The sequence below is a fragment of the Pseudoxanthomonas jiangsuensis genome (assembly GCF_010093185.1).
In the GTDB taxonomy this organism is placed as follows: Bacteria; Pseudomonadota; Gammaproteobacteria; order Xanthomonadales; family Xanthomonadaceae; genus Pseudoxanthomonas; species Pseudoxanthomonas jiangsuensis.
In genome coordinates, this window is the sequence record NZ_PDWL01000018.1 from 1 (window position 1) to 22,567 (window position 22,567).

Genomic DNA, 22,567 nt, shown 5'->3' on the forward strand with positions numbered 1-22,567 from the left:
CAGGCCGGAGACGCCGAGCACGCGCAGCCCGGCCGCGCCCCGCCCCCCGCCCCCAGCCCGCCGCCGTCACCGTGGCCAGCATGGTCGCCCGCGAGGGCCGGCTGTTGCTGGTCGAGGAGCGGATCGACGGCCGCCTGGTCCTGAACCAGCCTGCCGGCCATCTCGATCCCGGCGAGACCCTGGCCGAGGCCGCGGTCCGCGAGACCCGCGAGGAAAGCGGCTGGGACATCGAACTGGAGGCCTTCATCGGCACCTACCAGTGGACCGCGCCCGGCGGCCAGGCCTACCTGCGCTTCGCCTTCGCCGGCCGCGCCCTGGCCCACGACCCGGACCGTCCCTTGGACACCGGGATCGAGCGGGCCCTGTGGCTGACCCCGGGCGAACTGCGGGCCGAGGCCGGCCGCCACCGCAGTCCGCTCGTCTGGCAGGTCGCGGCCGACTGGCTGGCCGGACGCCGCTACCCGCTCGACCTGGTGCGCTCGCTGGGATGAGCGGGACCGGCACGCACGCGCCGCGGACCGTGGTCGGGGTCTCGGGCGGGGTGGATTCCTCGGTCGCGGCCTGGCTGCTGGTCCAGGCCGGGGAGCCGTGCGCCGGCCTGTTCATGCAGAACTGGGACGACGACGGCAGCGGCGATTGCCGGGCCGAGGAGGACCGCCGCGACGCGGTGGGGGTGTGCGGGCGGCTGGGGATCCCGTTCCACTTCCGCGACTTCTCGAAGGAATACTGGGCCGGGGTGTTCGAGCACTTCCTGGCCGAGTACGCCGCCGGGCGCACCCCGAACCCGGACGTGCTGTGCAACCGCGAGGTCAAGTTCAAGCACTTCCTGGACGCGGCGCGCGAGCTGGGGGCCGAGCGCATCGCCACCGGCCACTACGCCCAGGTGCGGCGCGAGGGTGGGCGCTGGCGGCTCTTGCGCGGCGCCGACCGCGACAAGGACCAGAGCTATTTCCTGCACCAGCTGGGCCAGGCGCAGCTGGCCGCCACCGTGTTCCCGATCGGCCACCTGCCCAAGGCCCAGGTGCGGCAGCTGGCGCGCGAAGCCGGCCTGGCGACCCATGCCAAGAAGGATTCCACCGGCATCTGCTTCATCGGCGAGCGCGATTTCCGCGAGTTCCTCGGCCGCTACCTGCCGGCGCAGACCGGCGAGATCCGCGATCCGCAGGGCGTGCGGATCGGCACCCATCCGGGCGTGTTCTATTTCACCCTGGGCCAGCGCGAGGGCCTGAACATCGGCGGCGTGCGCGGCCGCCCGGCGGCACCCTGGTACGTGGTCGGCAAGGACGTGGCCGGCAACGTGCTGTACGTGGACCAGGACCGCGACAGCCCCTGGCTGCTGGCCGGCACGGTGCGCACCGAGGCCATGCACTGGATCGAGGGCGCACCCCCGGCGGCCGAGTTCGACTGCACCGCCCAGGTCCGCTACCGGCAGGAAGAACAGCCATGCCGGGTCCGGGTCCGCGACGACGGCAGCCTGTCGGTGCATTTCGCCGTTCCGCAGCGCGCGGCCACCCCCGGCCAGTCGCTGGTGTTGTACGACGGCTCGGCCTGCCTCGGCGGCGCGGTGATCGAGTCCACCGACGCCCCGCAGCCCCGGTAGGGAACGGCGCGTGCGGCACGCCGGGTAGAATGCGCGCATGACTTCTTCCTACGACGACCGCGTGCTGGCCCTGGCCGGCCTGGCCCAGGCTCTGCAGCAGGTGCGCCGCATCGCCGAGACCGGCCAGAGCGACAACGCCGCCGCCCGCCCGGTGCTGGACAGCGTGTTCCGCATCGATGCCGACTCCGCCGAGGCGGTCTACGGCGGCCATGGCGGCCTCGCCCCCGGGCTGCGTCTGCTCGCCGACTACCTGGCCAGTCGCGGTGACGATCCCCTGCTGCCGCGACTGGCACTGGCGACGATGCAGCTGGAGCGCCGCTTCTCCGGCGAACCCGGCACCCTGGCCGCGGTCGGCCAGGGCATCGCCGCGCTCGCCCCCCGCGCCGCGGAACTGGGCAGCACCCATCCCGAGGTCCTGGCGGCGCTGGGCACGCTGTACGCCGACACCATCAGCCAGCTGCGGCCGCGGATCATGGTCCAGGGCAACCCGCACTACCTGGGCCAGGCCGGGGTGGTGTCGGAGATCCGCGCCCTGCTGCTGGCCGCGGTCCGCTCGGCCCTGCTCTGGCGCCAGGTCGGCGGCAGCCAGTGGCAGTTCCTGCTGGGGCGGCGGGCGATGCTGGAGGCGGTGCAACGGCAGCTGCGCTGACCGGCGGGCCGTCCGGGACGGTTCGCCGGACCGTGGCGTATGGCGTGGTCGCGGGCGCGGCGGCATCCGTTTTCCGGAGGCGCCGCGGCTAAAGGCCCCGGGGGTGCGGCCGATACTGCGAACGTGGTTACGCAGAGATCGCTCATGGACTCCCGATTGCTCATTCGCATGGCAGCGCCGCTGGTGCTGACTCTCCTCGCTCCCATCGCTGTCGGCTTCGAGTGGCCGGCCCCGGTGCGTTGGGCGATCCTGACCACCCTGACCCTGAGCTGGTTCGGCTTCGCCGCCTGGCTCCTGCTGCGGGGCGTGCCCGCGCCGGGCCGTTCGGCCGAGCACCTGCGCCTGGTCCGCGAGCAGGACCAGCTGCTGTCGGACCTGCGCGGCTTCGTCGGCAAGGAGATCGACGGCTCGCGCCATGAGATCGAACGCGCCCGCGACCTGATCCGCCAGGCCGTCGCCGGCCTCGGCGGCAGCTTCGACGCGATGAACCGCAAGTCGCGCCAGCAGAGCGGTGCGATGGCGCGGATCATCGCCGACCAGGACGGCGCCGGCGGCGTGGACGTGGCCCGCTTCGCCCAGCACGCCAGCTCGCGCATGGAGCAGCTGGTGGAGGCGCTGGAGCAGGTGGCCGGCCAGAGCACGACCACGGTCCAGCACATCGACCAGATGGCCCAGCACCTGGACGGGATCTTCGCCCTGCTGGAGGACGTCAAGTCGATCGCCGACCAGACCAACCTGCTGGCGCTGAACGCGGCGATCGAGGCCGCCCGCGCCGGCGAGGCCGGCCGCGGCTTCGCGGTGGTCGCCGACGAGGTGCGCAACCTGTCCGAGCGCTCGACCACCTTCAACGAGCAGATCCGCAAGCTGGCGCACAGCTCGAAGGACGCTATCCATAAGGTCCGCGAAACCGTCACCCAGATGGCTTCGCGCGACCTGGACCGCTCCCGCGAGGCGCGGGCCGAGGCGGCGCAGATGCTGCAGAACGTGGCCGCGATCAACAACTCGCTGGGCGACGGCATGCGCGAGATCTCCGAGTGCGGCCGGGCGATCGACAGCTCGGTGGCCGAGGCGGTGCGCGCCCTGCAGTTCGAGGACATCGCCACCCAGGCCCTGGGCGGCGCCCACGTCCACCTGGATCGCCTGGATTCGATCAACCGCGAGGCCATCGCCTTGCAGGAGCTGCTCCACCGCAGCAACGGCGCGGCCGACGAGGACATGCTGCGCGCCCTGCAGCGCCTGGGCCAGCGCCTGCACGACCTGCGCGGCGAATGGGAGACCCCGCCGCACAAGCCGGTCAGCCAGCAGAGCATGGGCGCGGGCACGGTCGAACTGTTCTGAGCGTGAGGTCCGTTTCTCCGGCCGTCGTCCTGGCGGCCCTGACCGGATGCGTACCAGGCCCCGGCTCGATGCCGGGGCTTTCGCGTGCGTGCGCGGCGGCGATGCGCCGCGACCGGAGGCGGGCGTGAGCGGCTCGAGCGCATTGCGCCAGGCGCCGGCATCGCGCACGGCGGCGGGCACCGTGCCGCAGGCGGCGGCCGCATCGCCCCGGCTGGCGAAGATCGAGGCGCTGGCGGCGGCGGAGCTGCGCCAGGCACGCGCGGCCTGCGCGGTTGCGGTTCCCGAGCCTTTGCTGGCCCACCTGTGCTGGGACCTGGATCTGCCGGGCCAGCGCGGCGTGGACGAGGAAGCGCCCTAACGGCGGCAACGGGCATTGGGTCGCCGGCTTCGGGCGCTTGTGCGTTGGGATGGGTGCCTTCGGCGGACGGATCCCGATCGGGAAGACGGGATGGCCGGCAGTGCCGCCGGCCGATACGGCTCAGCGCGCCTGCGCCCGCAGCGGCAGCGTGCCGCTCCAGCCCTCGGCCAGGCCGGCCTCGTGGTACTGGCGCAGCCACTGCGCCAGCTCGCGCGGCGGCAGCGGCCGGGTGTAGACATAGCCCTGGATCTCGTCGCAGCCCCAGGCCTTGAGCTGGGCCTGCTCCTCCTGGGTTTCCACGCCCTCGGCCACCACCCGCATGCCCAGGGCATGGCCGATGTGGACGATGGCCTGGGTGACCTCGCCGGCGTTGGCGTCGCGCAGCATGTCAGTGACGAAGCTGCGGTCGATCTTCAGCCTTTGCACCGGGAAGCGGTTGAGGTAGTGCAGGTTGGAGAAGCCGGTGCCGAAGTCGTCCACGGCCAGCTGCACGCCGTGCTTCTCGAACACCTGGAAGCAGTGGCGCAGGTTGTCGCTGTCCAGGATCAGGGCCGATTCGGTCAGCTCCAGTTCCAGCCGCGCCGGCGGCCAGCCGGCGCGCTGGCACAGGGCCACCACCCGCTCGGCGAAGCCCGGGTCGCGCAGCTGCACGCCGGAGACGTTGACCGCGATCCGGCCGAAATTCAGCCCGGCCGCATGCCATGCCACCGCCTGGCGGCAGGCCTCGGCGATCACCCACTCGCCCAGGCGCACGATCTCGCCGCACTGCTCGGCGATCGGGATGAACTCGCCCGGATGGCAGGAGCCGCCCGGCCAGTGCCAGCGCAGCAGCGCCTCGATCCCCGGCGGGTGGCCGTCGCCGATGCTGACCTGGGGCTGGTAGACCAGGGTGAACTCCTCGCGCTCCAGCGCGCCGCGCAGGGCGTGCTCGATCTCGAGCCGGCGGCGGGCGTGGCGCTGGATTTCCTCGTTGTGCACCTGCCAGGCGTTGCGTCCGCGCTCGCGCGCCACCTGCAGGGCGGCATGGGCCGCGCGCAGGAGGTCGTCGAAGGCCTGGCCGTCGGGCCCGAGGCGGGCGATGCCGACGCTGGCGCCGACCTTCAGGTGCTCGCTGCCGAACGCCAAAGGCTCGGACAGCGCGGCGATCAGGCGGCGGGCGGCGTCTTCGGCCTCGGCGATCTCGACCGGGCGGCGCAGGACCACCATGAATTCGTCCCCGCCCAGGCGGCCGAACAGGTCGCCGCCCTGCAGGGTGTGGTGCATGCGCCCGGCGGCGGCCTTGAGCATGGCGTCGCCGGCGGCATGGCCGAAGGAGTCGTTGATGCTCTTGAACCCGTCCAGGTCCACCAGCAAAAGGGCCAGGCCCTGCTCCGGCGCGCCGTCGCCGGCGCCGTCCTGGGCGGCGGCGATCGCCTCCTCGGCCTGGACCCGCAGCAGGAAGCGGTTGGGCAGACCGGTGAGCAGGTCGTAGTGGGACAGCAGTTCGATCCGCTCGCTGGTCTCCAGCTCGCGGCTGACGTCGCGGAACAGGGCCACGAAACGCGGCGCCAGGCCGTCGCGGCTGTCCAGCTCGACCAGCACCTGGACCCGGATCCTCTGCCCGTTCTGGCGATAGAAGCACAGCTCCAGCTGTTCCGGCGGGCCGCCGGCGGCCAGTCGCACCAGCGCCGCCTCGAAGGTCTCGCGCGACTCCCGGGTGTACAGCGCCAGGGCGTCGTCCAGGGCCAGCGGGCCGGGCGGCAGGCCGTGCAGGCGGCAGCATTCGTCGGTCCACTGCACCCGCCGGGTGTCCGGCTCGATCTCGCAGCCGCCGATGTGGCCCAGGGTCGAGACCCGCTCCAGCAGTTCGGTGCGCCAGCGCAGCAGAGCGTCGGCGCGGCGGCGCTCGGTCACGTTCTGGACCTGGCCGAGCACGCGCACGATGTGGCCGTCCGCGTCCAGCTGCGGCTGGCTCCAGGCCTGCAGGTGCAGGGGCTGGCCGTGGCCGTCGCGCAGTTCCAGTTCGAAGTGGACCGGCAGGCCGTCGCGGCGCATCCGCCGCCAGGCCCGGCGCAGGGCCGAGGTGGCCGTGCGCGGGAGCCGCCGCAGCCAGGCCCGGGCCGAGTCGCGGGTGCGCACCGGCTGGCCGAGCAGGCGGTACAGGTCGCGCGGCCACCAGCCGCTGTCGGTGAGCGGGTCCCAGGACCACGAGGCCATCCCGGCCAGGCGCTGGATCTCCTCCAGCAACGCCTGCTGCCGGCGCAGGCGGTCTTCCAGCTGCTTCTGTTCCTCGATCGCGGTGTAGGTGCCGACCATCCGCAGGGGGCGGCCGTCGGCCGACCAGGCCACCACCCGGCCGCTGTCGCGGACCCAGCGCCAGCCGCCGTCGGCGTGGCGCACCCGGTGCTCGCAGACGTAGGCGCCGGTATGGCCGGCCAGGTGGCTGCGCATGTTGGCGCGGGCGCGCTCGACGTCGTCCGGATGGACCAGCGCGAACGCGGTCTCCATGCTGTCGTCCGGCGCGTCCTCGACGGTGTAGCCGAGCATGGACAGCCAGCTCTCGGAACGGAAGATGCGATTGGCGGCGATGTCCCAGTCCCACAGGCCGTGGCCGGCGCTGTCCAGCGCCACCTGCCAGCGGCTGGCGCCGTCCGGATCGGGAATGCTCAGGGTGTAGGCCAGCACGCCGCCCTCGGGCGCGCGCACCGCGCGCAGCCAGCCGTCCAGGCGACGCTCCAGGCCGGGCAGGCTGCAGGCCACGGCCTGCTGCTGGTTGCCGGCCAGGGCCAGGCGCAGGTCCTGCAGCAGCGGGGCGTACCGGGCGGCCGCTTCCGGCAAGGCGAGGGCCTGCGCCGCCGGATTGGCGGCCAGCACCTGCCCTTCCTCGTCCAGGACCAGAAGTGCGCTGTTGATCGGGTGCTGCATCAGGCTGGCGATCGCGCCGGCATCCACGCCCTGTCTCTCCATGGCACCGGATCCGCACGCCGGACCCGTCGTGGGGTTAACGGCCGCCGGCGTCCATTGTTGAGCGCACGGTCCTCCGTCGTCGTCCGGGCCGCTGATATGCTTGCCGCTTCTGCCTGATCAGGGGGACCTGGATGCACGGACGGGCCAGAACCGGCGATCCCGCGCGCGCCCTGCCCGGCGCCGACGCAGCCGCGCGGGCACGCGCGATGAGCTGGCGGATCCCCCTGCTCTACGTGGTCCTGGGGGTGCTGTGGATCGTGTTCAGCGACCGCGGCATCGCCCTGCTGGTCTCCGACCCGGTGCTGATCACCCGCCTGCAGACCTTCAAGGGCGGCTTCTACATGGTCGCCACCGCGGTCCTCCTGTACCTGCTGCTGCGGCCGCTGGTCGAGCGCCTGTTGAGCTCGCAGCAGCAGGCGCTGGAGTCGGAATGGCGCTACCGCGAGCTGTTCGAGGCCAACCCCAGCCCGATGCTGACCTACGAGCTGGATTCGCTGCGGGTGGTCGACGCCAACCAGGCCGCGAGCGCCTTCCTCGGCTGGACCCGCGGCGAGCTGCAGGGCATGGACATGGCCATGCTCTGGCCGATCGATTCGCAGGAGCAGTTCCTGCAAGCCGCCGCCGCCGTGCGCGACAAGCCCGCCCTGCCCTGCACCCGGCTCGAGCGCCTGCGCCTGAGCAGCGGCGAGGTCCGCGACGTGGAACTGCGCAGCGCCGACGTCACCCCCGGCGACGGCCGCCCGCGCACCCGGCTGATGGTGGTGTCCGACCGCACCACCGAGATCCTGTCCCAGCGCTCGCGCGAGCAGGCCATGGCCCGGCTGCAGGAGGCCCAGCGCCTGGCTCGGCTCGGCTCCTGGGAGGTGGACCTGCAGACCCGGCTGGGCCGCTTCTGCCCGATCCTGCAGCACCTGCTCGGCCACAACATCGCCGACGACCGCCCGCGCGCCCTGCACGACGTGCTGGTCGCCGCCGACGAGGCCAGCCAGGCGCGCCTGGAGCAGCTGCTGGACGAACTGGCCGGCGGCCAGCTGCAGAAGGTCGACGTGCTGCTGCCCTTCGTCGCCGCCGCCGGCCGCGAGCGGCTCTTGCGGCTGCGCGCCCAGCACACCGTGGAGGACGGCCGCCGGCTCCTGCGCGGCACCGTCCAGGACGTGACCGAGGAGCAGCAGACCCGGCGCCTGCTGGACGAGCGCGAGCAGCAGTTCCGCGAGCTGGTGCGGATCCTGCCCGACGGGGTGATGATCCTGTCCGGCGAGAACGTGATCTACGCCAACCCGGCCTGTGGCGGCCTGTTCGGGACCCTGCCCGAGGCCCTGCTCGGCGAGCCGCTGGCGACCCTGGCCGCCGGCGAGGACCTGCCGGCCTTGCGCGCCTGGCTCGATGGCCGGGCTCCGCTGGACGGCCCGCCGCGGTTGCGACGCAGCGACGGCAGCACCTTCCGCGCCGCGCTGTCCGGCGCCGACGCCCGTTACGGCGGCCAGGCCTGCCGGCTTCTGCTGGTGCGCGACCTGAGCGAACCGGAACGCATGCGCGATGCCCTGGCCGCCGGCAACCTGGAGTTGCAGGCGATGGCCCGGCGCCTGTTCAGCGCCCAGGAGGACGAGCGCCGCGCGATCTCGCGCGAGCTGCACGACGACATCGGCCAGGCGATCACCGCGATCAAGCTGTCGGCCCACGCGGTCATGGGCGAGGACGATCCCGCCCGCCGCCAGGAGGACCTGGAGGCGGTGGTGGAGACCGCCGACACCACCCTGGACAAGCTGCGCAACCTGTCGATGCTGCTGCGCCCGCCGCAGCTGGACGCGCTGGGCCTGGAGGCGGCCCTGCGCTGGCACGCCGGGGTGCTGTTCCGCAATTCGCCGGTGCAGCTGGACCTGGACATCCGCGCCCTGCCGCGAAGGCCGGAGCGCGAGGTCGAGCAGGCCTGCTTCCGGATCGCCCAGGAAGGCCTGACCAACGCCCTGCGCCATGCCGGCGCCCGCAGCATCCAGCTGGCCTTGGATGACGACGACGGCCGCGGCCTGTCCCTGCGGATCGACGACGACGGCCGCGGCTTCGAGCCCGGGCAGGCCCGCGGCCTGGGCCTGGTGATCATGCGCGAACGCGCGCAGAGCGCCGGCGGCCAGCTGCACATCGAGACCCTGCCCGGCGGCGGCACCCACATCCGCCTGCAGCTGCCCTACGCGCCGCACACCGCCGCCTGGGGCGAACGCGCATGATGCCGATGCTGCCCCCCGATGCCGCACCCGCCCCGGTTCGCCTGGGCGCGGGCAATCCGGACCTGCAGGCGCTGGTCACCCAGGCGGCCGCCGGCGGCACGCCGGTGATGCTGGTGCACCTGGACCTGGACCACTTCGCCTCGGTCAACGAGAACATGAGCGTGGCCGTGGGCGACCTGGCCCTGGACCTGCTGGCCCGCCAGCTGGAGGCGGCGCTGGCCGGCCGCGGCCGGCTGTGGCGGCACGGCAGCGACGAGTTCATCGCCGCCATCCCGCTGCGTCCGGGCATGCCGCCGCCGGAGTCGCTGGCCCAGGAGCTGCTGGACCAGGTCGAGTCGCCGCTGAGCGTGCTGCCCTACACCCTGTTCCTGAGCGCCAAGGCCGGCATCAGCCTGTGCCCGACCCACGCCAGCGACGCGGACGAACTGCTGCGGATGGCCGAGATCGCCGCGCGCCAGGCCAGCCACGACGACGAGCGGCTGCAGTTCTACGGCGGCCAGAGCCTGCAGAACGTTCACAACGAGAGCGTGATCGCGCGCCAGATCGTCGACGCCATCCCCAACGGCGAGCTGCGCCTGCGCTTCCAGCCTGAGATCAGCGCCCGCGATGGCCGCGTGGTCGGGATGGAAGCCCTGCTGCGCTGGCAGTCGCCCACCTTGGGGCTGATGGTGCCCGAGCGCTTCATGCCCACCGCCGAGCGCCTGGGCGTGATCGTGCAGATCGGCGCCTGGGTGCTGGAGAACGCCATCGCCCAGCTGCGGCTGTGGCGCGACGCCGGTTTCGACGACCTGTTCCTGGCGGTCAACGTCTCCACCCTGCAACTGCTGCGCCCGGCCTTCGCCGACGAAGTGCTGGCGCTGCTGCGCCAGTCCGCGATCCCGCCCGAGAGCCTGGTGCTGGAGATCAACGAGAGCGCGCTGGCGGCCAACCTCAACCCGGTCTACGAGGGCCTGGCTACGCTGCGGCGCGAGGGCGTGGTCCTGGCCCTGGACAACTTCGGCACCGGCGATTCCAGCCTCAGCGCCCTGGTCCGCTACCCGGTGGACATGCTCAAGATCGACCGCAGCTTCATCCGCAGCGCCCCGGCCGGCGAGCGCGAGACGGCGATCGTGCGCGCGATCATCGCCATGGGCCACCAGCTGAACATGAAGGTGATCGCCAACGGGGTGGAGAGCGAGGCCCAGCTGGGTTACCTGCGGCGCAGTGACTGCGACGTGTTCCAGGGCTACCTGTTCGGCGAGCCGATGCCGCCGGAGTCGGCCGGCATGGCGCTGCGCCGGCGTTACCTGCGCCCGGAGCTGTTCGCCACCGCCAAGCACGACCTCACCCTGCTGCTGGTGGACGACGAGGAGAACGTGCTGCGCTCGCTGGTGCGGCTGTTCCGCCGCGACGGCTACCGGATCCTCGCGGCCGGCAACGTGCGCGACGCCTTCGACCTGCTGGCCACCAACGACGTGCAGGTGATCCTGTCCGACCAGCGCATGCAGGACATGAGCGGCACCGAGTTCCTGGGCCGGGTGAAGATGCTCTACCCGGACACGGTGCGCATGGTCCTGTCCGGCTACACCGACCTGGCCACGGTCACCGACGCGATCAACCGCGGCGCGATCTACCGCTTCCTGACCAAGCCCTGGAACGACGACGAGCTGCGCGAGCACATCCGCCAGGCCTTCCGCACCCACGCCGAGCGGCAGCCGGTGCGCGGGGACGCGGTGGGCTGAACCTCAGGCGGCGGCCTTGGGCTGGCGCACCGGCAGTACGATGCGGAAGCGCGAGCCCTCGCCCAGGGTGCTGTCCACGTCGATCCGGCCGTGGTGCTTGGCGACGATGCCGTAGGAGATCGACAGGCCCAGGCCGGTGCCCTTGCCCACCGGCTTGGTGGTGAAGAACGGATCGAAGATCTTCTGCACCGCCTCCGGCGGGATGCCAGGGCCGCTGTCGGCGATCTCGATCCAGACCTGGTCGCCCTCGTGGCCGGTGCTCAGGCGCACCGTGCCGCGCTCGCCGATGGCCTGGCCGGCGTTGATCAGGATGTTCATGAACACCTGGTTGAGCTCCGACGGCAGGCATTCCACCGGCGGCAGGTCGCCGTAGTGCTTCTCCAGCGTGGTGTTGTACTTGAGCTCGTTCCAGATGATGTTGAGGGTGGATTCCAGGCCGGCGTGGATGTCCACCAGCTTCCACGACTCGTCGCGCTCGGAGCGGGAGAAGTCCTTGAGGTCCTTGACGATCCGGGTGACCCGCTCGATCCCCTCGCGCGACTCGGTCATCAGCTGCGGCAGGTCGCGGCTGATGAAGTCGATGTCCAGGCGCTCGCGGGTCTCGTCGATCTCCGCCAGCATCGCCCGTGGGTCGGGCGAGCGTAGCGCGCGCTCGTAGGCGTCGATCAGGGCGAACAGGCTGTGCAGGTATTCCTGCAGGCTGCCCAGGTTGGAGTGGACGTAGCCGATCGGGTTGTTGATCTCGTGGGCCACACCGGCGGCCAGCTGGCCGATCGAGGCCAGCTTCTCGGCCTGCAGGAGCTTCTCCTGGGCGGCGGTCAGGCGCACGTTCAGTTCGGCGTGGCGGCGCAGCAGTTCCTGCTCGTAGGCGCGGATCCTCTGCAGGTCCTGCATCAGCAGCAGGAAGCTGCCGCCCTCGGCGGGATGGAAATAGACGTGTACCAGCAGCATCGACCCCTGGCCGAAGGACAGGTGCCCGCTCCAGTGGCCCGCTTCGCGCGCCTGCGGCAGGGCGTCGCGCGGCAGCATCAGTTCCAGGGTCAGGCCGTGGTCGAGGTCGCGCGGGTAGCACGCCCGGCACAGCGCGTGCGCGGCGTCGTTGGCGTAGGCCCGGGTACCGTCGCCGCGGAACACCAGCAGGCCCTCGAACATGCGGTTGCCCAGCTCGCGCAGGGCCTGCTTGGACGGGGTGCGGTCTTCGTCTTCGGGAATCGCGTTCACGGGCCGGTGCTCGAGGGTCGTGCATCGGATTCTAGCCGCCGCACGCGGGTGCAGGCAGGACGGACGGGAACGGCGGAAGGGATGCGCCCTCGCCGGCCCCATCGGCGCGGCGGGCGGATGCGGGGCTCAGGCGACGGCGAGGTCGCGGCGCGCCTGCAGCTGCTGGGCCTGGCCCTGGGCATCGTATTCGGGCGCGCTTTCGGCGCGGCCCAGGTGGCGCAGGGCCCAGTTGACCTCGCGCCGGCGGCGCGCCAGCAGGGCGCCGTTGCTGCGGTTGACCTCGGCCAGTTCGGCCAGGCGCTCGCCGCGGCCGTCGGGCAGATCCGACTCCAGCGCGCGCAGGGCGACCAGTTTTTCCTGGGTGGAACGCACTAGCAGCTCGACGTCGTGGTCGAGCAGGGCCCGCCGCTCCTCGGCCAGGGCCGAGGCCAGGCGGTCCAGGGCGGCGTCGCTGGTGGGCAGGCCGTCCATCGGTCAGCCCAGCAGCTTGTCCATGTCCAGCATGCGCTCGGCGATCTTGGCCGGGTCGATGCGGTAGGTGCCCGCTTCCAGCGCCTGCTTGACCTGCTCGACGCGGGCGCTGTCCACGGCCGGGGCCGCCGAGAGCTCGCGCTGCAGGGCCTGCAGGCTGGTGGCCTCGCCGGTCAGGCGCAGGCTGTCGCCGGCCTGGACCGACTCGACCGGGCTGGAGCGGTCCGCACCGGCGGCCGCGGCCCGACCGACCTGGCCGGTGCTGTGCACGGCCGGAAGCGGGGTGCTGCCTTCGATTTTCTGGCTCATGGGGATGAGTCCTTTACGGGGTACGCCAAGGGTATCGGCCGGGGCCGGAACAAACTTTAGAGCCTGATCACAAAAAAATTCACCGGGTCAGCGGCTGACCCAGACGTCGCCGCCCGGCCCCACCCTGCCCTGCAGGACCCGGCGGGAGGACAGGTTCTCCACCGCGACCCGCTCGTTCTCGCCGGCATCGCCCAAGGCGCGGCCGGCCACCCGCACTTCCACCCCGCCGCGGCGCGAGACCAGGGCCACCTGGTCGCCGCGCCGGACCAGCCGCGGTGCGGCCAGGTCGGCGGCCGACAGCACGGTGCCGGCCGGCAGGGTCCGCCGCGCCACCTGGCCGACGGCCTGCGCCGGGTCGGCCAGGGCCGCGCCGGCGATCCGGGCCGCGTCGCGGGTCTCGACGACCAGCGCCTCGGCCGGGATGGCCTCGCCGGCGGCCACCCCGCGGGCCAGCACCAGCACGGCCTGGCTGCGCCTGAGCTTGACCGGCACGAACAGCCGCCAGCCGCCCGGGCAGGCGACCTCGACCGTTCCCGAGGACGCCTGCTGCGCCTGCAAGGGCTGGTCGCAGGCCGGCATCCGCAGGGCCGGGTCGAGGTTGGCCTCGGCCTGGCCCCCGGGCACCGCGGCCAGGGCCGCGGCGCGGATCGAGTCCACCGGCTGGAAACCGCCGGCGGCCAGTGCCACCGTCATCGGCAGGCAAAGCAGGAACATGAGGGCGCAACGGAAGCGGTTCATGACGGCGGTCCTCGGCCGCAGCGGCACGGCAACGCCGCCTCGATGCAAGCGGCGTGCCGGAGCGGTGGCCGCCGCCGCCCTCAAGCGGCCGCGCGCAGGGCCGATACCGGGCACATGACCCACAACCTGCTCAACCGGATCGACCAGCGCACCCGGCTGGCTGGCCACAACCGCCTCGCCCTGCTGCTGTTCCGCCTCGGCGGGCGCCAGCTTTTTGGCGTGAACGTGTTCAAGGTGCAGGAAGTGCTGCGCCGGCCGCCGCTGTTCCAGCTGCCGGGCCTGCCCGGGCAGTTCGCCGGTGCCGCCGACGTGCGCGGCCGCTCGGTGCCGGTGCTGGACCTGGGCCTGGCCATCGGCCATCCCGAGCGGCAGGCCCCGGACGAGGACGGCGGCACCCAGTACCTGGTGGTGACCGAATTCAACCGCTCGGTCCAGGGCTTCCTGGTCAGCGACGTGGAGCGGATCGTCAACATCGCGGTGGAAGATATCCACCCGCCGCCGGACCTGGGCGCGGAAAGCAGCTATCTCACCGCGGTCACCCGCTTCCAGGGCGAACTGATCCAGGTGCTGGACGTGGAGAGCGTGCTGGCCGACATCACCCAGGCGCGGATGGACGCGACCCTGGCCCCGGAAATGGCCCTGCCGGCCGACGCCCCGCCCATGCAGGTGCTGGTGGTGGACGATTCGCGGGTGGCGCGGCAGCAGATCCGCAGCGTGCTGGACCAGCTGGGGGTCGGGGTCACCCTGCTCTCGGACGGGCGCCAGGCGCTGGACCACCTGCTCCAGGTCCATGCCGGCGGCGAGAACCCGGCCAGCCGCTACGCCATGGTCATCTCCGACATCGAGATGCCGGCCATGGACGGCTACACCCTGACGACGGAAATCCGGCGCAACCCGGCCCTGTCCGGCCTGTACGTGCTGCTCCACACCTCCCTGTCGGGCGTATTCAACAACGCCATGGTCGAACGGGTCGGAGCCAACGCCTTCGTCGCCAAGTACAGCCCGCACGAACTGGCCGACCACGTCCTGGCCCGGCTTCGGCAGGTGGCCGAGGCGGCCTGAGCCATGCGGACAGGGAGGGGCCGGCCAGATTGAAGCGGCCTGGCGCGATGCCTGCCCCACCGCGCCCCCGTCTGGCACGCCGCTTGCCTATGCCATGGCAACGGTCCGTCCGGAGGGCGCCATGTCCAATCCGATCTCTTCCTATTTCGGCATCCACGGCGATGCCCTGCCCCTGCGCGAGCAGCGGATGAAGCTGATCGCCAGCAACCTGGCCAATGCCGACACCCCCGGCTACCAGGCCCAGGACCTGGACTTCAACGCCGCCCTGGAATCGGCCAGGCGCCAGCGCGAAGGCCTGCCGTCCACCGGCGCCGTCCTGGCCACCACCCAGGACGGCCACATCGGCGACGCCATCGCCACCGGCCAGCTGCCGTTCCAGTTCACCCGCCAGGCCACCCAGCCCAGCCTCGACGGCAACACCGTCGACCCGGACGCCGAGCGCGCCGCCTACGGCCGTGCCGCGCTCGAGTACCGCGCCTCGCTGAGCTTCCTCGAATCCAAGGTGCGCAACATGCTCACCGCGATCACCGGCCAGTAGCCGCACTCATAGGAGCACTCGCCGCCATGAGCAACCTGCCGATCTTCGACGTCGCCGGCTCGGCCCTCCAGGCCCAGTCGGTGCGCCTGAGCACCATCGCCAGCAACCTGGCCAACGCCGACTCGGTGGCCGGCTCGGCCGACGCCGTCTACAAGCCGGTCGAACCGGTGTTCCAGGCCCAGGCCAGCGCCAGCGACCCGACCCTGACCGGCGTGCGCGTGCGCGAGATCGCCCAGACCGAAGCGCCGCCGATCCGCCGCTACGAGCCCGGCCACCCGCTGGCCGACGCCGACGGTTACGTGTTCGCCCCGGACGTGGATCCGGTGGCGCAGATGGTCAATCTCATCTCCGCCTCGCGCAGCTACCAGGCCGGCGTGGAAGTCATCAATACGGCCAAGGAACTCGCCCTGGCCACCCTGTCCATGGGCCGCTGAGGATCCCGAGCATGAGCAGCATCGCGTCCGACATCTATTCCAGCCTCGGCCTGACCGGCTCCAGCACCACCACCAAGAAGGAGGAGTCGCTGGGCCAGGCCGACTTCCTGCGCCTGATGACCGAGCAGCTGCAGCACCAGGACCCGCTCAAGCCGATGGAGAACAGCGCCTTCCTCGGTCAGCTGGCGCAGTTCTCCACCGTGCAGGGCATCCAGGAACTGAACACCCAGGTCGGCGATTTCTCCTCGGCCCTGGCCAGCGACCAGGTGCTGCGTGGCGCCTCGCTGGTCGGCCACGAGGTGCTGGTGCCCTCGGCCAAGCTGCCGCTGGGCGAATCGGGCAGCGTCAACGGCGCAGTCGCCGCTCCGGGCGCCGGCACCGTCGCCTTCACCGTCAACGACGCCAACGGCCAGAAGGTGTACGAGTTCAGCGTGCCGGCGACCAAGGCCGGCGAGGTCAACTCCGCCTGGGACGGCAACGACGCCTCCGGCAACCGCCTGGCCGCCGGCAGCTACAGCGTCACCGCCAGCCACACCGCCAGCGACGGCACCCAGACCAAGCTGGATACCTACATCAAGGGCAAGGTCGACAGCGTCACCGTCGGCAGCGAAGGCCTCTACCTCGACCTGAACGGCATGGGCACCGTGCCGCTCGACTACGTGCTCCGCATCAGCTGAGCCCTCTCCAACGCATGCACCCGCAAGACTCACGCAGGAGTCCGCCATGAGCTTCAACACTTCCCTGTCCGGCATCAACGCCGCCAATTCGGACCTGAACGTCACCGCGAACAACATCGCCAACGTCAACACCACCGGCTTCAAGGAGTCGCGTGCAGAGTTCGCCGACCTGTTCTCGTACACCACCTACGGCCTGTCGCGGAACGCGGTGGGCGCCGGCGTGAAGGTCAGCAACGTGGCCCAGCAGTTCTCCCAGGGCAACATCGACCCGACCGGGCGCAGCCTGGATTTCGCCATCGACGGCGAGGGCTTCTTCACCGTCAACAAGAACGGCAACACACTCTACACCCGCGCCGGCAACTTCCAGACCGACAACCAGGGCTACGTGGTCACCCCGGACGGCGCCCGCCTGCAGGTGTTCGCGCCCAACGCCGGCGGCGACGGCTTCGACGTCGGCCGCCTGACCGACCTGCAGCTGCTGACCACCGACAGCCCGCCGCAGCCCACCGGCGAGATCGACCTGATGGTCACCCTGCCGGGCAACGCGGAGGCGCCGGCGATCGCCACGTTCGATCCGAGCGAGCCCAACAGCTACAACGTCTCCAGCGGCGGCGTCACCGTGTACGACTCGCTGGGCGTGAGCCACGTGCAGACCTCGTACTTCGTCAAGACCGCCAATCCGAACGAGTGGCAGGTCTACAACTACCTCGATGGCGAGCCGGTCAACGCGGGAAGCACGCCGTCCGATCCCTCCGCCGTGCCGCCGGTCGCCGCGGTGATCGGCACCCCGGCGACGCTGGTGTTCAGCAACACCGGCGCCCTCGAGTCGATCGACGGCGTCAGCCCGACCACCGGCGAGATCGCCCTGGAGCCCTATGCGCCCACCACCGGCGCCGGCACCCTGACCATGACCCTGAACCTGACCGGCAGCACCCAGTACGGCAGCGAGTTCGCCCTGCGCTCGGTCAACCAGGACGGCTACGCCGCCGGCAAGCTGAGCGAGATCAGCGTGTCCGAGGACGGGGTGGTGTTCGCCCGCTATTCCAACGGCGACGACCGCGCCCTGGGCCAGGTGGCGCTGACCAAGTTCGTCAACCCGCAGGGCCTGCAGCCGCAGGGCAACAACATGTGGGCGGCCAGCTACACCTCCGGTTCGCCGCGCACCGGTGCTCCGGACAGCTCGGACTTCGGCCAGATCGCGGCCGGTTCGCTGGAGTCGTCCACCGTGGACCTGACCGAGCAGCTGGTGAACATGATCGTGGCCCAGCGCAACTTCCAGGCCAACGCGCAGATGATCTCGACCCAGGACCAGGCCACCCAGACCATCATCAACATCCGCTGAGCCTGAGCGGCTGACGGAGGCTCCGCATGGACAAGGCCCTCTACGTGGCGATGACCGGCGCCCGCGCCACCCTGCAGGCGCAGGGCACGGTCTCGCACAACCTGGCCAACGCCGACACCGCCGGCTTCAAGGCGGCGCTGGCCAACACCGAGGCCTTCCCGGTGCGCGGCCCTGGCTACGCCTCGCGCACGGCGGCCCTGCACATCGACCAGGGCTTCGACGCCCGGGTCGGGGCCCAGCAGGTCACTGGCAATCCGCTGGACGTGTCCCTGCAGGCCGACCGCTGGCTGGCGGTGCAGGCGCCGGACGGTGAACAGGCCTATACCCGCGCCGGAAACCTGTCGCTGACCCCGAACGGCCAGCTGGTCACCGCCGGCGGCCATCCCCTGCTGGACCCGCAGGGCAACCCGATCACCCTGCCGCCGCACCAGTCGCTGGACATCGGCCAGGACGGCACGATCTCGATCGTGCCGCTGGGCGAAGGCGCGGCGACGATGGCGGTGGTGGGCCGGATCAAAGTGGTGGCGGCCGGCCAGGAGCAGCTCACCCGCGGCCTGGACGGGCTGATGCGCCAGGCCGATCCGCAGCAGCCACTGGCGCAGGCGCCGGGCGCGGTCATGGCCACCGGCGCACTGGAGCAGAGCAACGTGGACGCGGCCGGGGCGCTGGTGCAGATGATCCAGCTGCAGCGCCAGTTCGAGATGCAGGTCAAGGTCATCAGCCGCGGCGACGACAACGCGCAATCGGCCAACACGCTGCTGCGGTTGAGCGGCGGCTGAGGCCGGGGCAGCAGCTGAACCCACACTTCCGTCATTCCCGCCCGGACGGGAACCGGCGCCCTTCCCCGGGGCCGGCCAGGCCGAAGCGTTGCGGTGCGATGCCTGCCGACGGGAAGTAAAGGAGGAGGTTCCGGCTGAAAGCCGGAACCGGGGGACATGAGCGGCGGCAGGCATCGTGCCGCAACGCCGCAGCCATGCTCCCCCCGGCAAGGAGCCGCCGCCCACGCAAAGCCCCCCGGTTTGGCACGCCGCATGCATCAGTCCCGGCATCAATCCGTCCCGCGAGGTATCGCGTCATGAATCAGGCACTCTGGGTCGCCAAGACCGGTCTGGATGCGCAGCAGACGCGCATGTCGGTGGTGTCCAACAACCTGGCCAACACCAACACCACCGGCTTCAAGCGCGACCGCGCCAATTTCGAGGACCTGCTGTACCAGCAGCTGCGCCAGCCCGGCGGCTCCACCTCGGCCCAGACCCAGCTCCCGTCCGGCCTGCAGCTGGGCACCGGCGTGCGCGTGGTCTCCACCTCCAAGGACTTCCAGCAGGGCAACCCGCAGCAGACCGGGCGCTCGCTGGACGTGATGATCAACGGCCGCGGCTTCTTCGAGGTCCTGCTGCCCGACGGCAGCTCGGCCTATACCCGCGACGGCAGCTTCCAGATCAACGCCCAGGGCGAGCTGGTCACCAGCAGCGGCTACCCGGTGCAGCCGGGCATCCAGATCCCCGAAGGCGCGCAGTCGATGACCATCGGCAACGACGGCACCGTGACCGTGCAGATCGCCGGCCAGGCCGACGCCCTGGAAGTGGGCGCGCTGACCGTCACCGACTTCATCAATCCCGCCGGCCTGCAGGCCAAGGGCGAGAACCTGTACACCGAGACCACCGCTTCCGGTCCGGCCCAGAACGGCACGCCCGGCCTCAACGGCCTCGGCCTGCTGGTCCAGGGTTCGCTGGAGGGCAGCAACGTCAACGTGGTCGAGGAGCTGGTGAGCATGATCGAGACCCAGCGCGCCTACGAGATGAACGCCAAGGCGATTTCCACCACCGACTCGATGCTCGGCTACCTGAACAACAACGTCTGACGCGCGCGCCCACGCGCCGCAGGAGACTCCGATGACGTGCCTGTTTCCGCTCCCGTCCCCGTCCCGCATCGCCACCGCCCTGGCCGCCGTGCCTGCCGTGCTGCTGCTCGGCGGCTGCGTCGCCGCTGGCGACATCCGCCCCTACCCGGCCATGGCCCCGGTGGTGCCGGTGGTCGCGGCCAACGCCCCGGCCACCGCGGGCGCGATCTACCAGGCCGGCCCCGGGCTGCAGCTGTACTCGGACCGCACCGCGCGCGACGTCGGCGACCTGCTGACCATCACCCTGGTCGAGTCCACCACCGCCCAGACCAGCGCCAGCACCCAGGTCGGCAAGAGCGGCAGCATCAGCATGGCCAGCCCGGAGCTGTTCGGCGCGCCGGTGACACTCAACGGCCGCGACATCCTCTCGGCCTCGGCCAGCGGCGAGCGCGACTTCGACGGCCAGGGCCAGAGCAGCCAGAGCAACCGCCTGCAGGGCAGCGTCACCGTCAGCGTGATCCAGCGCCTGCCCAACGGCAACCTGGTGATCCAGGGGCAGAAGAACCTGCGCCTGAACCAGGGCGACGAACTGGTCCAGATCCAGGGCATCGTCCGCCCGGCCGACATCGCCCAGGACAACAGCATCCCCTCCAGCAAGGTCGGCGAGGCGCGTATCGTCTACGGCGGCCGCGGCGCCATCGCCCAGTCCAATGCGATGGGCTGGCTGGGCCGCTTCTTCAACTCGCGGCTGGCGCCGTACTGAGGTCGGTCATCATGCGAATCCCTCGCAAGAGCCCGCACATCCATGTGCGGGGATTCAACAGGATCGGCGCCTTGGGCTGCGTGCTCGCGCTGCTGGGCGCCTTCCTCGCGCCGGCCCACGCCGAGCGGATCAAGGACCTGGCCCAGGTCGGCGGCGTGCGCGGCAACGCCCTGGTCGGCTACGGCCTGGTGGTCGGCCTGGACAACTCCGGCGACCGCACCAGCCAGGCGCCCTTCACCGTGCAGAGCCTGAAGAACATGCTCGGCCAGCTGGGCGTGAACGTGCCGGCCAACGTCAACCCGCAGCTGAAGAACGTGGCCGCGGTGGCGATCCACGCCGAGCTGCCGCCGTTCGCCAAGCCCGGCCAGACCATCGACATCACCGTCTCCTCGATCGGCAACGCGGTCTCGCTGCGCGGCGGCTCGCTGCTGATGGCGCCGCTGAAGGGCGCCGACGGCCAGGTCTACGCCATCGCCCAGGGCAACCTGGTGGTCGGCGGCTTCGGCGCCCAGGGCAGCGACGGCTCCAAGGTCTCGGTCAACATCCCGAGCGTCGGCCGCATCCCCAACGGCGCCACGGTCGAACGCGCCGTGCCGGACGTGTTCGACAGCAGCGGCGAGATCACCCTGAACCTGCACCGCAACGACTTCACCACCGCCGCGCGCATGGTCGATGCGCTCAACCAGAGCTTCGGCCCCGGCAGCGCCCGCGCGGTGGACGGGGTGACCGTGGCGGTGACCGCGCCGATCGACCCCGGCGCGCGGATCGGCTTCCTGGCCCAGGTCGAGAACCTGGACGTCAGCCCGGGCGCGGCCCCGGCCAAGGTCATCGTCAACGCCCGCACCGGCACCGTGGTGATCGGCTCGCAGGTGCGGGTAATGCCGGCTGCGGTCGCCCACGGCGCCCTGACCGTGACCATCAACGAGGCCGTGCAGGTCAGCCAGCCCGGTGCCTTCGGCGGCGGCCAGACCGTGGTCGCGCCCTCCTCCACCGTGACCACCTCGCAGGAGGGCAGCCGCATGTTCAAGTTCGAGGGCGGCACCACCCTGGACGAGATCGTGCGCGCGGTGAACGAGGTCGGCGCCGCCCCGGGCGACCTGATCGCGATCCTGGAAGCCTTGCGCCAGGCCGGTGCCCTGCGCGCGGAGCTGGAAGTGATCTGATGAGGATCGACGGCGCGCCAATGGAGCTGTCCGCCTCGCCCAAGGCGGATGGCGCGCGCATCGACCAGGTCGCGCGCCAGCTCGAGGGTCAGTTCGCGCAGATGCTGGTCAAGAGCATGCGCGACGCCAGCTTCGGCGATTCGCTGTTCCCGGGCGAGAACCAGACCTTCCGCGACCTGTACGACCAGCAGCTGGCCAAGGCCCTGACCGAAGGCCGGGGGCTGGGCCTGGCGCCGATGATCGCGCGCCAGCTGTCGCGCCAGTCCGGGACCCAGGCCGAGGCCGCCCCGGCGCTGGATACCACCCTGCCGGCGAACGCCCGCCCGGGGCCCACCCGGGCCGCCGCCGCGGCCCTGGCCTACACCCGCGACGGCGGCGCCCTGGCCGCGGCGCCCCCGGACATCGACCGGGCGCTGGACCTGATCGCCGGCCGCGACACCTCCACCGCCGCCGCTTCGTCCGAGGCTTCCGCCTCGCCGCTGGACGCGCTGGTGCAAAGGCTGATGGCTGGCCCGCAGGCGGCCGTGGCCTCGGCCTCGCCCACCGCTTCGGCGCAGGCCGCCGCCGAGGCCGCCTCCGGCTTCGCCCCGCGCAGCCCGGAGCAGTTCGTGGCCAGCATCTGGCACCACGCCCAGGGCGCGGCCCGCGAGCTGGGCGTGGACGCCCGCGCCCTGGTTGCCCAGGCGGCGCTGGAAACCGGCTGGGGCCGCAAGCAGATCCAGCGCCAGGGCGGCGGCGAGGCCAACAACCTGTTCGGGATCAAGGCCACCGGCTGGAAGGGCGAGCGCGCCACCAGCGGCACCCACGAGTACGTCGGCGGGGTGCGGGTCAACCAGACCGCCGACTTCCGCGCCTATGCCAGCCCGGCCGAGAGCTTCGCCGACTACGTGCGGATGCTGAAGTCCAACCCCCGCTATCGCCAGGCGCTGGAATCCGGCGGCAACGTCAGGCAGTTCGCCCAGGCCCTTCAGAATGCGGGCTATGCGACCGATCCTTCCTATGCGGCCAAGATCACCGCGATCGCCCATGGGCCGACCATCGGCCGGGCGGTGCAGGCGATCGCCGGCGTCGCCGCGCGTACCGGGGCCGCGGCCACCGGCGCCGGCACCGCCGTGGCCGATGCCGCAAGCGCCCTCGCCCGTGGCGGCTTCGACGCCGCCTTCCGGAGGTAATGC

Annotated in this window: 22 protein-coding genes; 17 read left to right on the plus strand and 5 right to left on the minus strand. The window is 71.8% G+C overall.

The annotated features are described in order from the left end of the window. The 5 genes from CSC62_RS11750 to CSC62_RS11770 form a co-directional block, all read left to right on the plus strand. The coding region (locus tag CSC62_RS11750; RefSeq protein ID WP_425502022.1) for an NUDIX hydrolase at positions 1 to 491 on the plus strand (491 nt) is incomplete at its 5' end. Then, entirely contained in the window at positions 488 to 1,600 is a 1,113-nt protein-coding gene (mnmA, locus tag CSC62_RS11755) for a tRNA 2-thiouridine(34) synthase MnmA (protein ID WP_162406566.1), read from the plus strand. The genes CSC62_RS11750 and mnmA, both read left to right, overlap by 4 nt. Positions 1,601 to 1,637: 37 nt before the next feature. After that, positions 1,638 to 2,249 carry a high frequency lysogenization protein HflD gene (hflD, locus tag CSC62_RS11760; protein WP_162406568.1) on the plus strand — a complete coding sequence of 204 codons (612 nt, stop codon included), beginning with the start codon at positions 1,638 to 1,640 and terminating at the stop codon, positions 2,247 to 2,249. Between the two features lie 144 nt (positions 2,250 to 2,393). Next, the gene (locus CSC62_RS11765) at positions 2,394 to 3,587 is read left to right on the plus strand and encodes a methyl-accepting chemotaxis protein (RefSeq protein ID WP_162406570.1); all 1,194 of its coding nucleotides are present in this window, start codon (positions 2,394 to 2,396) and stop codon (positions 3,585 to 3,587) included. A 124-nt stretch (positions 3,588 to 3,711) separates the two neighbouring features. Beyond that, complete coding sequence (locus CSC62_RS11770; RefSeq protein WP_162406572.1) at positions 3,712 to 3,945, plus strand: hypothetical protein; 234 nt, start codon at positions 3,712 to 3,714, stop codon at positions 3,943 to 3,945. A gap of 120 nt (positions 3,946 to 4,065) precedes the next feature. Here CSC62_RS11770 and CSC62_RS11775 read toward each other — a convergent pair whose 3' ends face one another. Further along, positions 4,066 to 6,876, minus strand: a complete 2,811-nt coding sequence (locus tag CSC62_RS11775; RefSeq protein WP_162406725.1) for a bifunctional diguanylate cyclase/phosphodiesterase — start codon at positions 6,874 to 6,876, stop codon at positions 4,066 to 4,068. Positions 6,877 to 7,097: 221 nt separating this feature from the next. Here CSC62_RS11775 and CSC62_RS11780 point away from each other — a divergent pair, with 221 nt between their 5' ends. Together CSC62_RS11780 and CSC62_RS11785 are read left to right on the plus strand one after the other, a co-directional pair. Beyond that, on the plus strand, positions 7,098 to 9,113 hold the full coding sequence (locus CSC62_RS11780; RefSeq protein ID WP_162406574.1) for a PAS domain S-box protein: 2,016 nt from the start codon (positions 7,098 to 7,100) through the stop codon (positions 9,111 to 9,113). Further along, on the plus strand, positions 9,110 to 10,834 hold the full coding sequence (locus CSC62_RS11785; RefSeq protein ID WP_162406576.1) for an EAL domain-containing protein: 1,725 nt from the start codon (positions 9,110 to 9,112) through the stop codon (positions 10,832 to 10,834). The genes CSC62_RS11780 and CSC62_RS11785 overlap by 4 nt, the downstream gene beginning before the upstream one ends. Positions 10,835 to 10,837: 3 nt before the next feature. Here the strand turns inward: CSC62_RS11785 and CSC62_RS11790 are convergent, their stop codons facing one another. From CSC62_RS11790 to flgA, 4 genes are all read right to left on the minus strand, one after another. Next, positions 10,838 to 11,986 (minus strand): ATP-binding protein, encoded by a 1,149-nt coding sequence (locus tag CSC62_RS11790; RefSeq protein ID WP_162406727.1) that lies wholly within the window; start codon positions 11,984 to 11,986, stop codon positions 10,838 to 10,840. Between the two features lie 195 nt (positions 11,987 to 12,181). Continuing rightward, positions 12,182 to 12,526, minus strand: a complete 345-nt coding sequence (locus CSC62_RS11795; protein WP_162406578.1) for a flagellar protein FlgN — start codon at positions 12,524 to 12,526, stop codon at positions 12,182 to 12,184. A gap of 3 nt (positions 12,527 to 12,529) precedes the next feature. After that, positions 12,530 to 12,835 (minus strand): flagellar biosynthesis anti-sigma factor FlgM, encoded by a 306-nt coding sequence (gene flgM, locus CSC62_RS11800; RefSeq protein WP_162406580.1) that lies wholly within the window; start codon positions 12,833 to 12,835, stop codon positions 12,530 to 12,532. 87 nt (positions 12,836 to 12,922) lie between these two features. Beyond that, positions 12,923 to 13,549 (minus strand): flagellar basal body P-ring formation chaperone FlgA, encoded by a 627-nt coding sequence (gene flgA, locus CSC62_RS11805; RefSeq protein WP_162406729.1) that lies wholly within the window; start codon positions 13,547 to 13,549, stop codon positions 12,923 to 12,925. A 138-nt stretch (positions 13,550 to 13,687) separates the two neighbouring features. Here flgA and CSC62_RS11810 point away from each other — a divergent pair, with 138 nt between their 5' ends. The 10 genes from CSC62_RS11810 (at position 13,688) to flgJ (ending at position 22,564) form a co-directional block, all read left to right on the plus strand. After that, positions 13,688 to 14,635: a chemotaxis protein gene (locus CSC62_RS11810; RefSeq protein ID WP_162406582.1), complete on the plus strand. Its 948-nt coding sequence runs from the start codon at positions 13,688 to 13,690 to the stop codon at positions 14,633 to 14,635. A gap of 121 nt (positions 14,636 to 14,756) precedes the next feature. Then, a complete protein-coding gene (flgB, locus tag CSC62_RS11815; protein WP_162406584.1) occupies positions 14,757 to 15,173 on the plus strand; it encodes a flagellar basal body rod protein FlgB in 417 nt (138 codons plus the stop codon). Between the two features lie 26 nt (positions 15,174 to 15,199). Then, positions 15,200 to 15,607 carry a flagellar basal body rod protein FlgC gene (gene flgC, locus CSC62_RS11820; RefSeq protein WP_162406586.1) on the plus strand — a complete coding sequence of 136 codons (408 nt, stop codon included), beginning with the start codon at positions 15,200 to 15,202 and terminating at the stop codon, positions 15,605 to 15,607. 11 nt (positions 15,608 to 15,618) lie between these two features. Continuing rightward, positions 15,619 to 16,284 (plus strand): flagellar hook capping FlgD N-terminal domain-containing protein, encoded by a 666-nt coding sequence (locus tag CSC62_RS11825; RefSeq protein WP_162406588.1) that lies wholly within the window; start codon positions 15,619 to 15,621, stop codon positions 16,282 to 16,284. 46 nt (positions 16,285 to 16,330) lie between these two features. Continuing rightward, positions 16,331 to 17,626, plus strand: a complete 1,296-nt coding sequence (gene flgE, locus CSC62_RS11830; protein ID WP_162406590.1) for a flagellar hook protein FlgE — start codon at positions 16,331 to 16,333, stop codon at positions 17,624 to 17,626. A 26-nt stretch (positions 17,627 to 17,652) separates the two neighbouring features. Further along, positions 17,653 to 18,405: a flagellar basal body rod protein FlgF gene (locus tag CSC62_RS11835; protein WP_162406592.1), complete on the plus strand. Its 753-nt coding sequence runs from the start codon at positions 17,653 to 17,655 to the stop codon at positions 18,403 to 18,405. Positions 18,406 to 18,701: 296 nt separating this feature from the next. Next, positions 18,702 to 19,487: a flagellar basal-body rod protein FlgG gene (gene flgG / locus CSC62_RS11840; protein ID WP_162406594.1), complete on the plus strand. Its 786-nt coding sequence runs from the start codon at positions 18,702 to 18,704 to the stop codon at positions 19,485 to 19,487. A 40-nt stretch (positions 19,488 to 19,527) separates the two neighbouring features. Then, positions 19,528 to 20,229, plus strand: a complete 702-nt coding sequence (gene flgH / locus CSC62_RS11845) for a flagellar basal body L-ring protein FlgH (RefSeq protein ID WP_425502023.1) — start codon at positions 19,528 to 19,530, stop codon at positions 20,227 to 20,229. An 11-nt stretch (positions 20,230 to 20,240) separates the two neighbouring features. After that, complete coding sequence (locus tag CSC62_RS11850) at positions 20,241 to 21,392, plus strand: flagellar basal body P-ring protein FlgI (RefSeq protein ID WP_162406598.1); 1,152 nt, start codon at positions 20,241 to 20,243, stop codon at positions 21,390 to 21,392. Further along, the gene (gene flgJ, locus CSC62_RS11855; RefSeq protein ID WP_162406600.1) at positions 21,392 to 22,564 is read left to right on the plus strand and encodes a flagellar assembly peptidoglycan hydrolase FlgJ; all 1,173 of its coding nucleotides are present in this window, start codon (positions 21,392 to 21,394) and stop codon (positions 22,562 to 22,564) included. The genes CSC62_RS11850 and flgJ overlap by 1 nt, the downstream gene beginning before the upstream one ends. Positions 22,565 to 22,567: the final 3 nt, after the last annotated feature.

Bases quoted from the DNA above. Each gene is read 5' to 3' on its own strand.
- CSC62_RS11790 (WP_162406727.1), bottom strand. From the start codon at position 11,986: ATGTTCGAGGGCCTGCTGGTGTTCCGCGGCGACGGTACCCGGGCCTAC.
- CSC62_RS11810 (WP_162406582.1), top strand. From the start codon at position 13,688: ATGACCCACAACCTGCTCAACCGGATCGACCAGCGCACCCGGCTGGCT.
- flgA (WP_162406729.1), bottom strand. From the start codon at position 13,549: ATGTTCCTGCTTTGCCTGCCGATGACGGTGGCACTGGCCGCCGGCGGT.
- mnmA (WP_162406566.1), top strand. From the start codon at position 488: ATGAGCGGGACCGGCACGCACGCGCCGCGGACCGTGGTCGGGGTCTCG.
- CSC62_RS11780 (WP_162406574.1), top strand. From the start codon at position 7,098: ATGAGCTGGCGGATCCCCCTGCTCTACGTGGTCCTGGGGGTGCTGTGG.
- flgE (WP_162406590.1), top strand. From the start codon at position 16,331: ATGAGCTTCAACACTTCCCTGTCCGGCATCAACGCCGCCAATTCGGAC.
- hflD (WP_162406568.1), top strand. From the start codon at position 1,638: ATGACTTCTTCCTACGACGACCGCGTGCTGGCCCTGGCCGGCCTGGCC.
- CSC62_RS11795 (WP_162406578.1), bottom strand. From the start codon at position 12,526: ATGGACGGCCTGCCCACCAGCGACGCCGCCCTGGACCGCCTGGCCTCG.
- flgB (WP_162406584.1), top strand. From the start codon at position 14,757: ATGTCCAATCCGATCTCTTCCTATTTCGGCATCCACGGCGATGCCCTG.
- CSC62_RS11835 (WP_162406592.1), top strand. From the start codon at position 17,653: ATGGACAAGGCCCTCTACGTGGCGATGACCGGCGCCCGCGCCACCCTG.
- flgC (WP_162406586.1), top strand. From the start codon at position 15,200: ATGAGCAACCTGCCGATCTTCGACGTCGCCGGCTCGGCCCTCCAGGCC.
- CSC62_RS11785 (WP_162406576.1), top strand. From the start codon at position 9,110: ATGATGCCGATGCTGCCCCCCGATGCCGCACCCGCCCCGGTTCGCCTG.
- flgG (WP_162406594.1), top strand. From the start codon at position 18,702: ATGAATCAGGCACTCTGGGTCGCCAAGACCGGTCTGGATGCGCAGCAG.
- flgM (WP_162406580.1), bottom strand. From the start codon at position 12,835: ATGAGCCAGAAAATCGAAGGCAGCACCCCGCTTCCGGCCGTGCACAGC.
- CSC62_RS11825 (WP_162406588.1), top strand. From the start codon at position 15,619: ATGAGCAGCATCGCGTCCGACATCTATTCCAGCCTCGGCCTGACCGGC.
- CSC62_RS11765 (WP_162406570.1), top strand. From the start codon at position 2,394: ATGGACTCCCGATTGCTCATTCGCATGGCAGCGCCGCTGGTGCTGACT.
- flgJ (WP_162406600.1), top strand. From the start codon at position 21,392: ATGAGGATCGACGGCGCGCCAATGGAGCTGTCCGCCTCGCCCAAGGCG.
- CSC62_RS11850 (WP_162406598.1), top strand. From the start codon at position 20,241: ATGCGAATCCCTCGCAAGAGCCCGCACATCCATGTGCGGGGATTCAAC.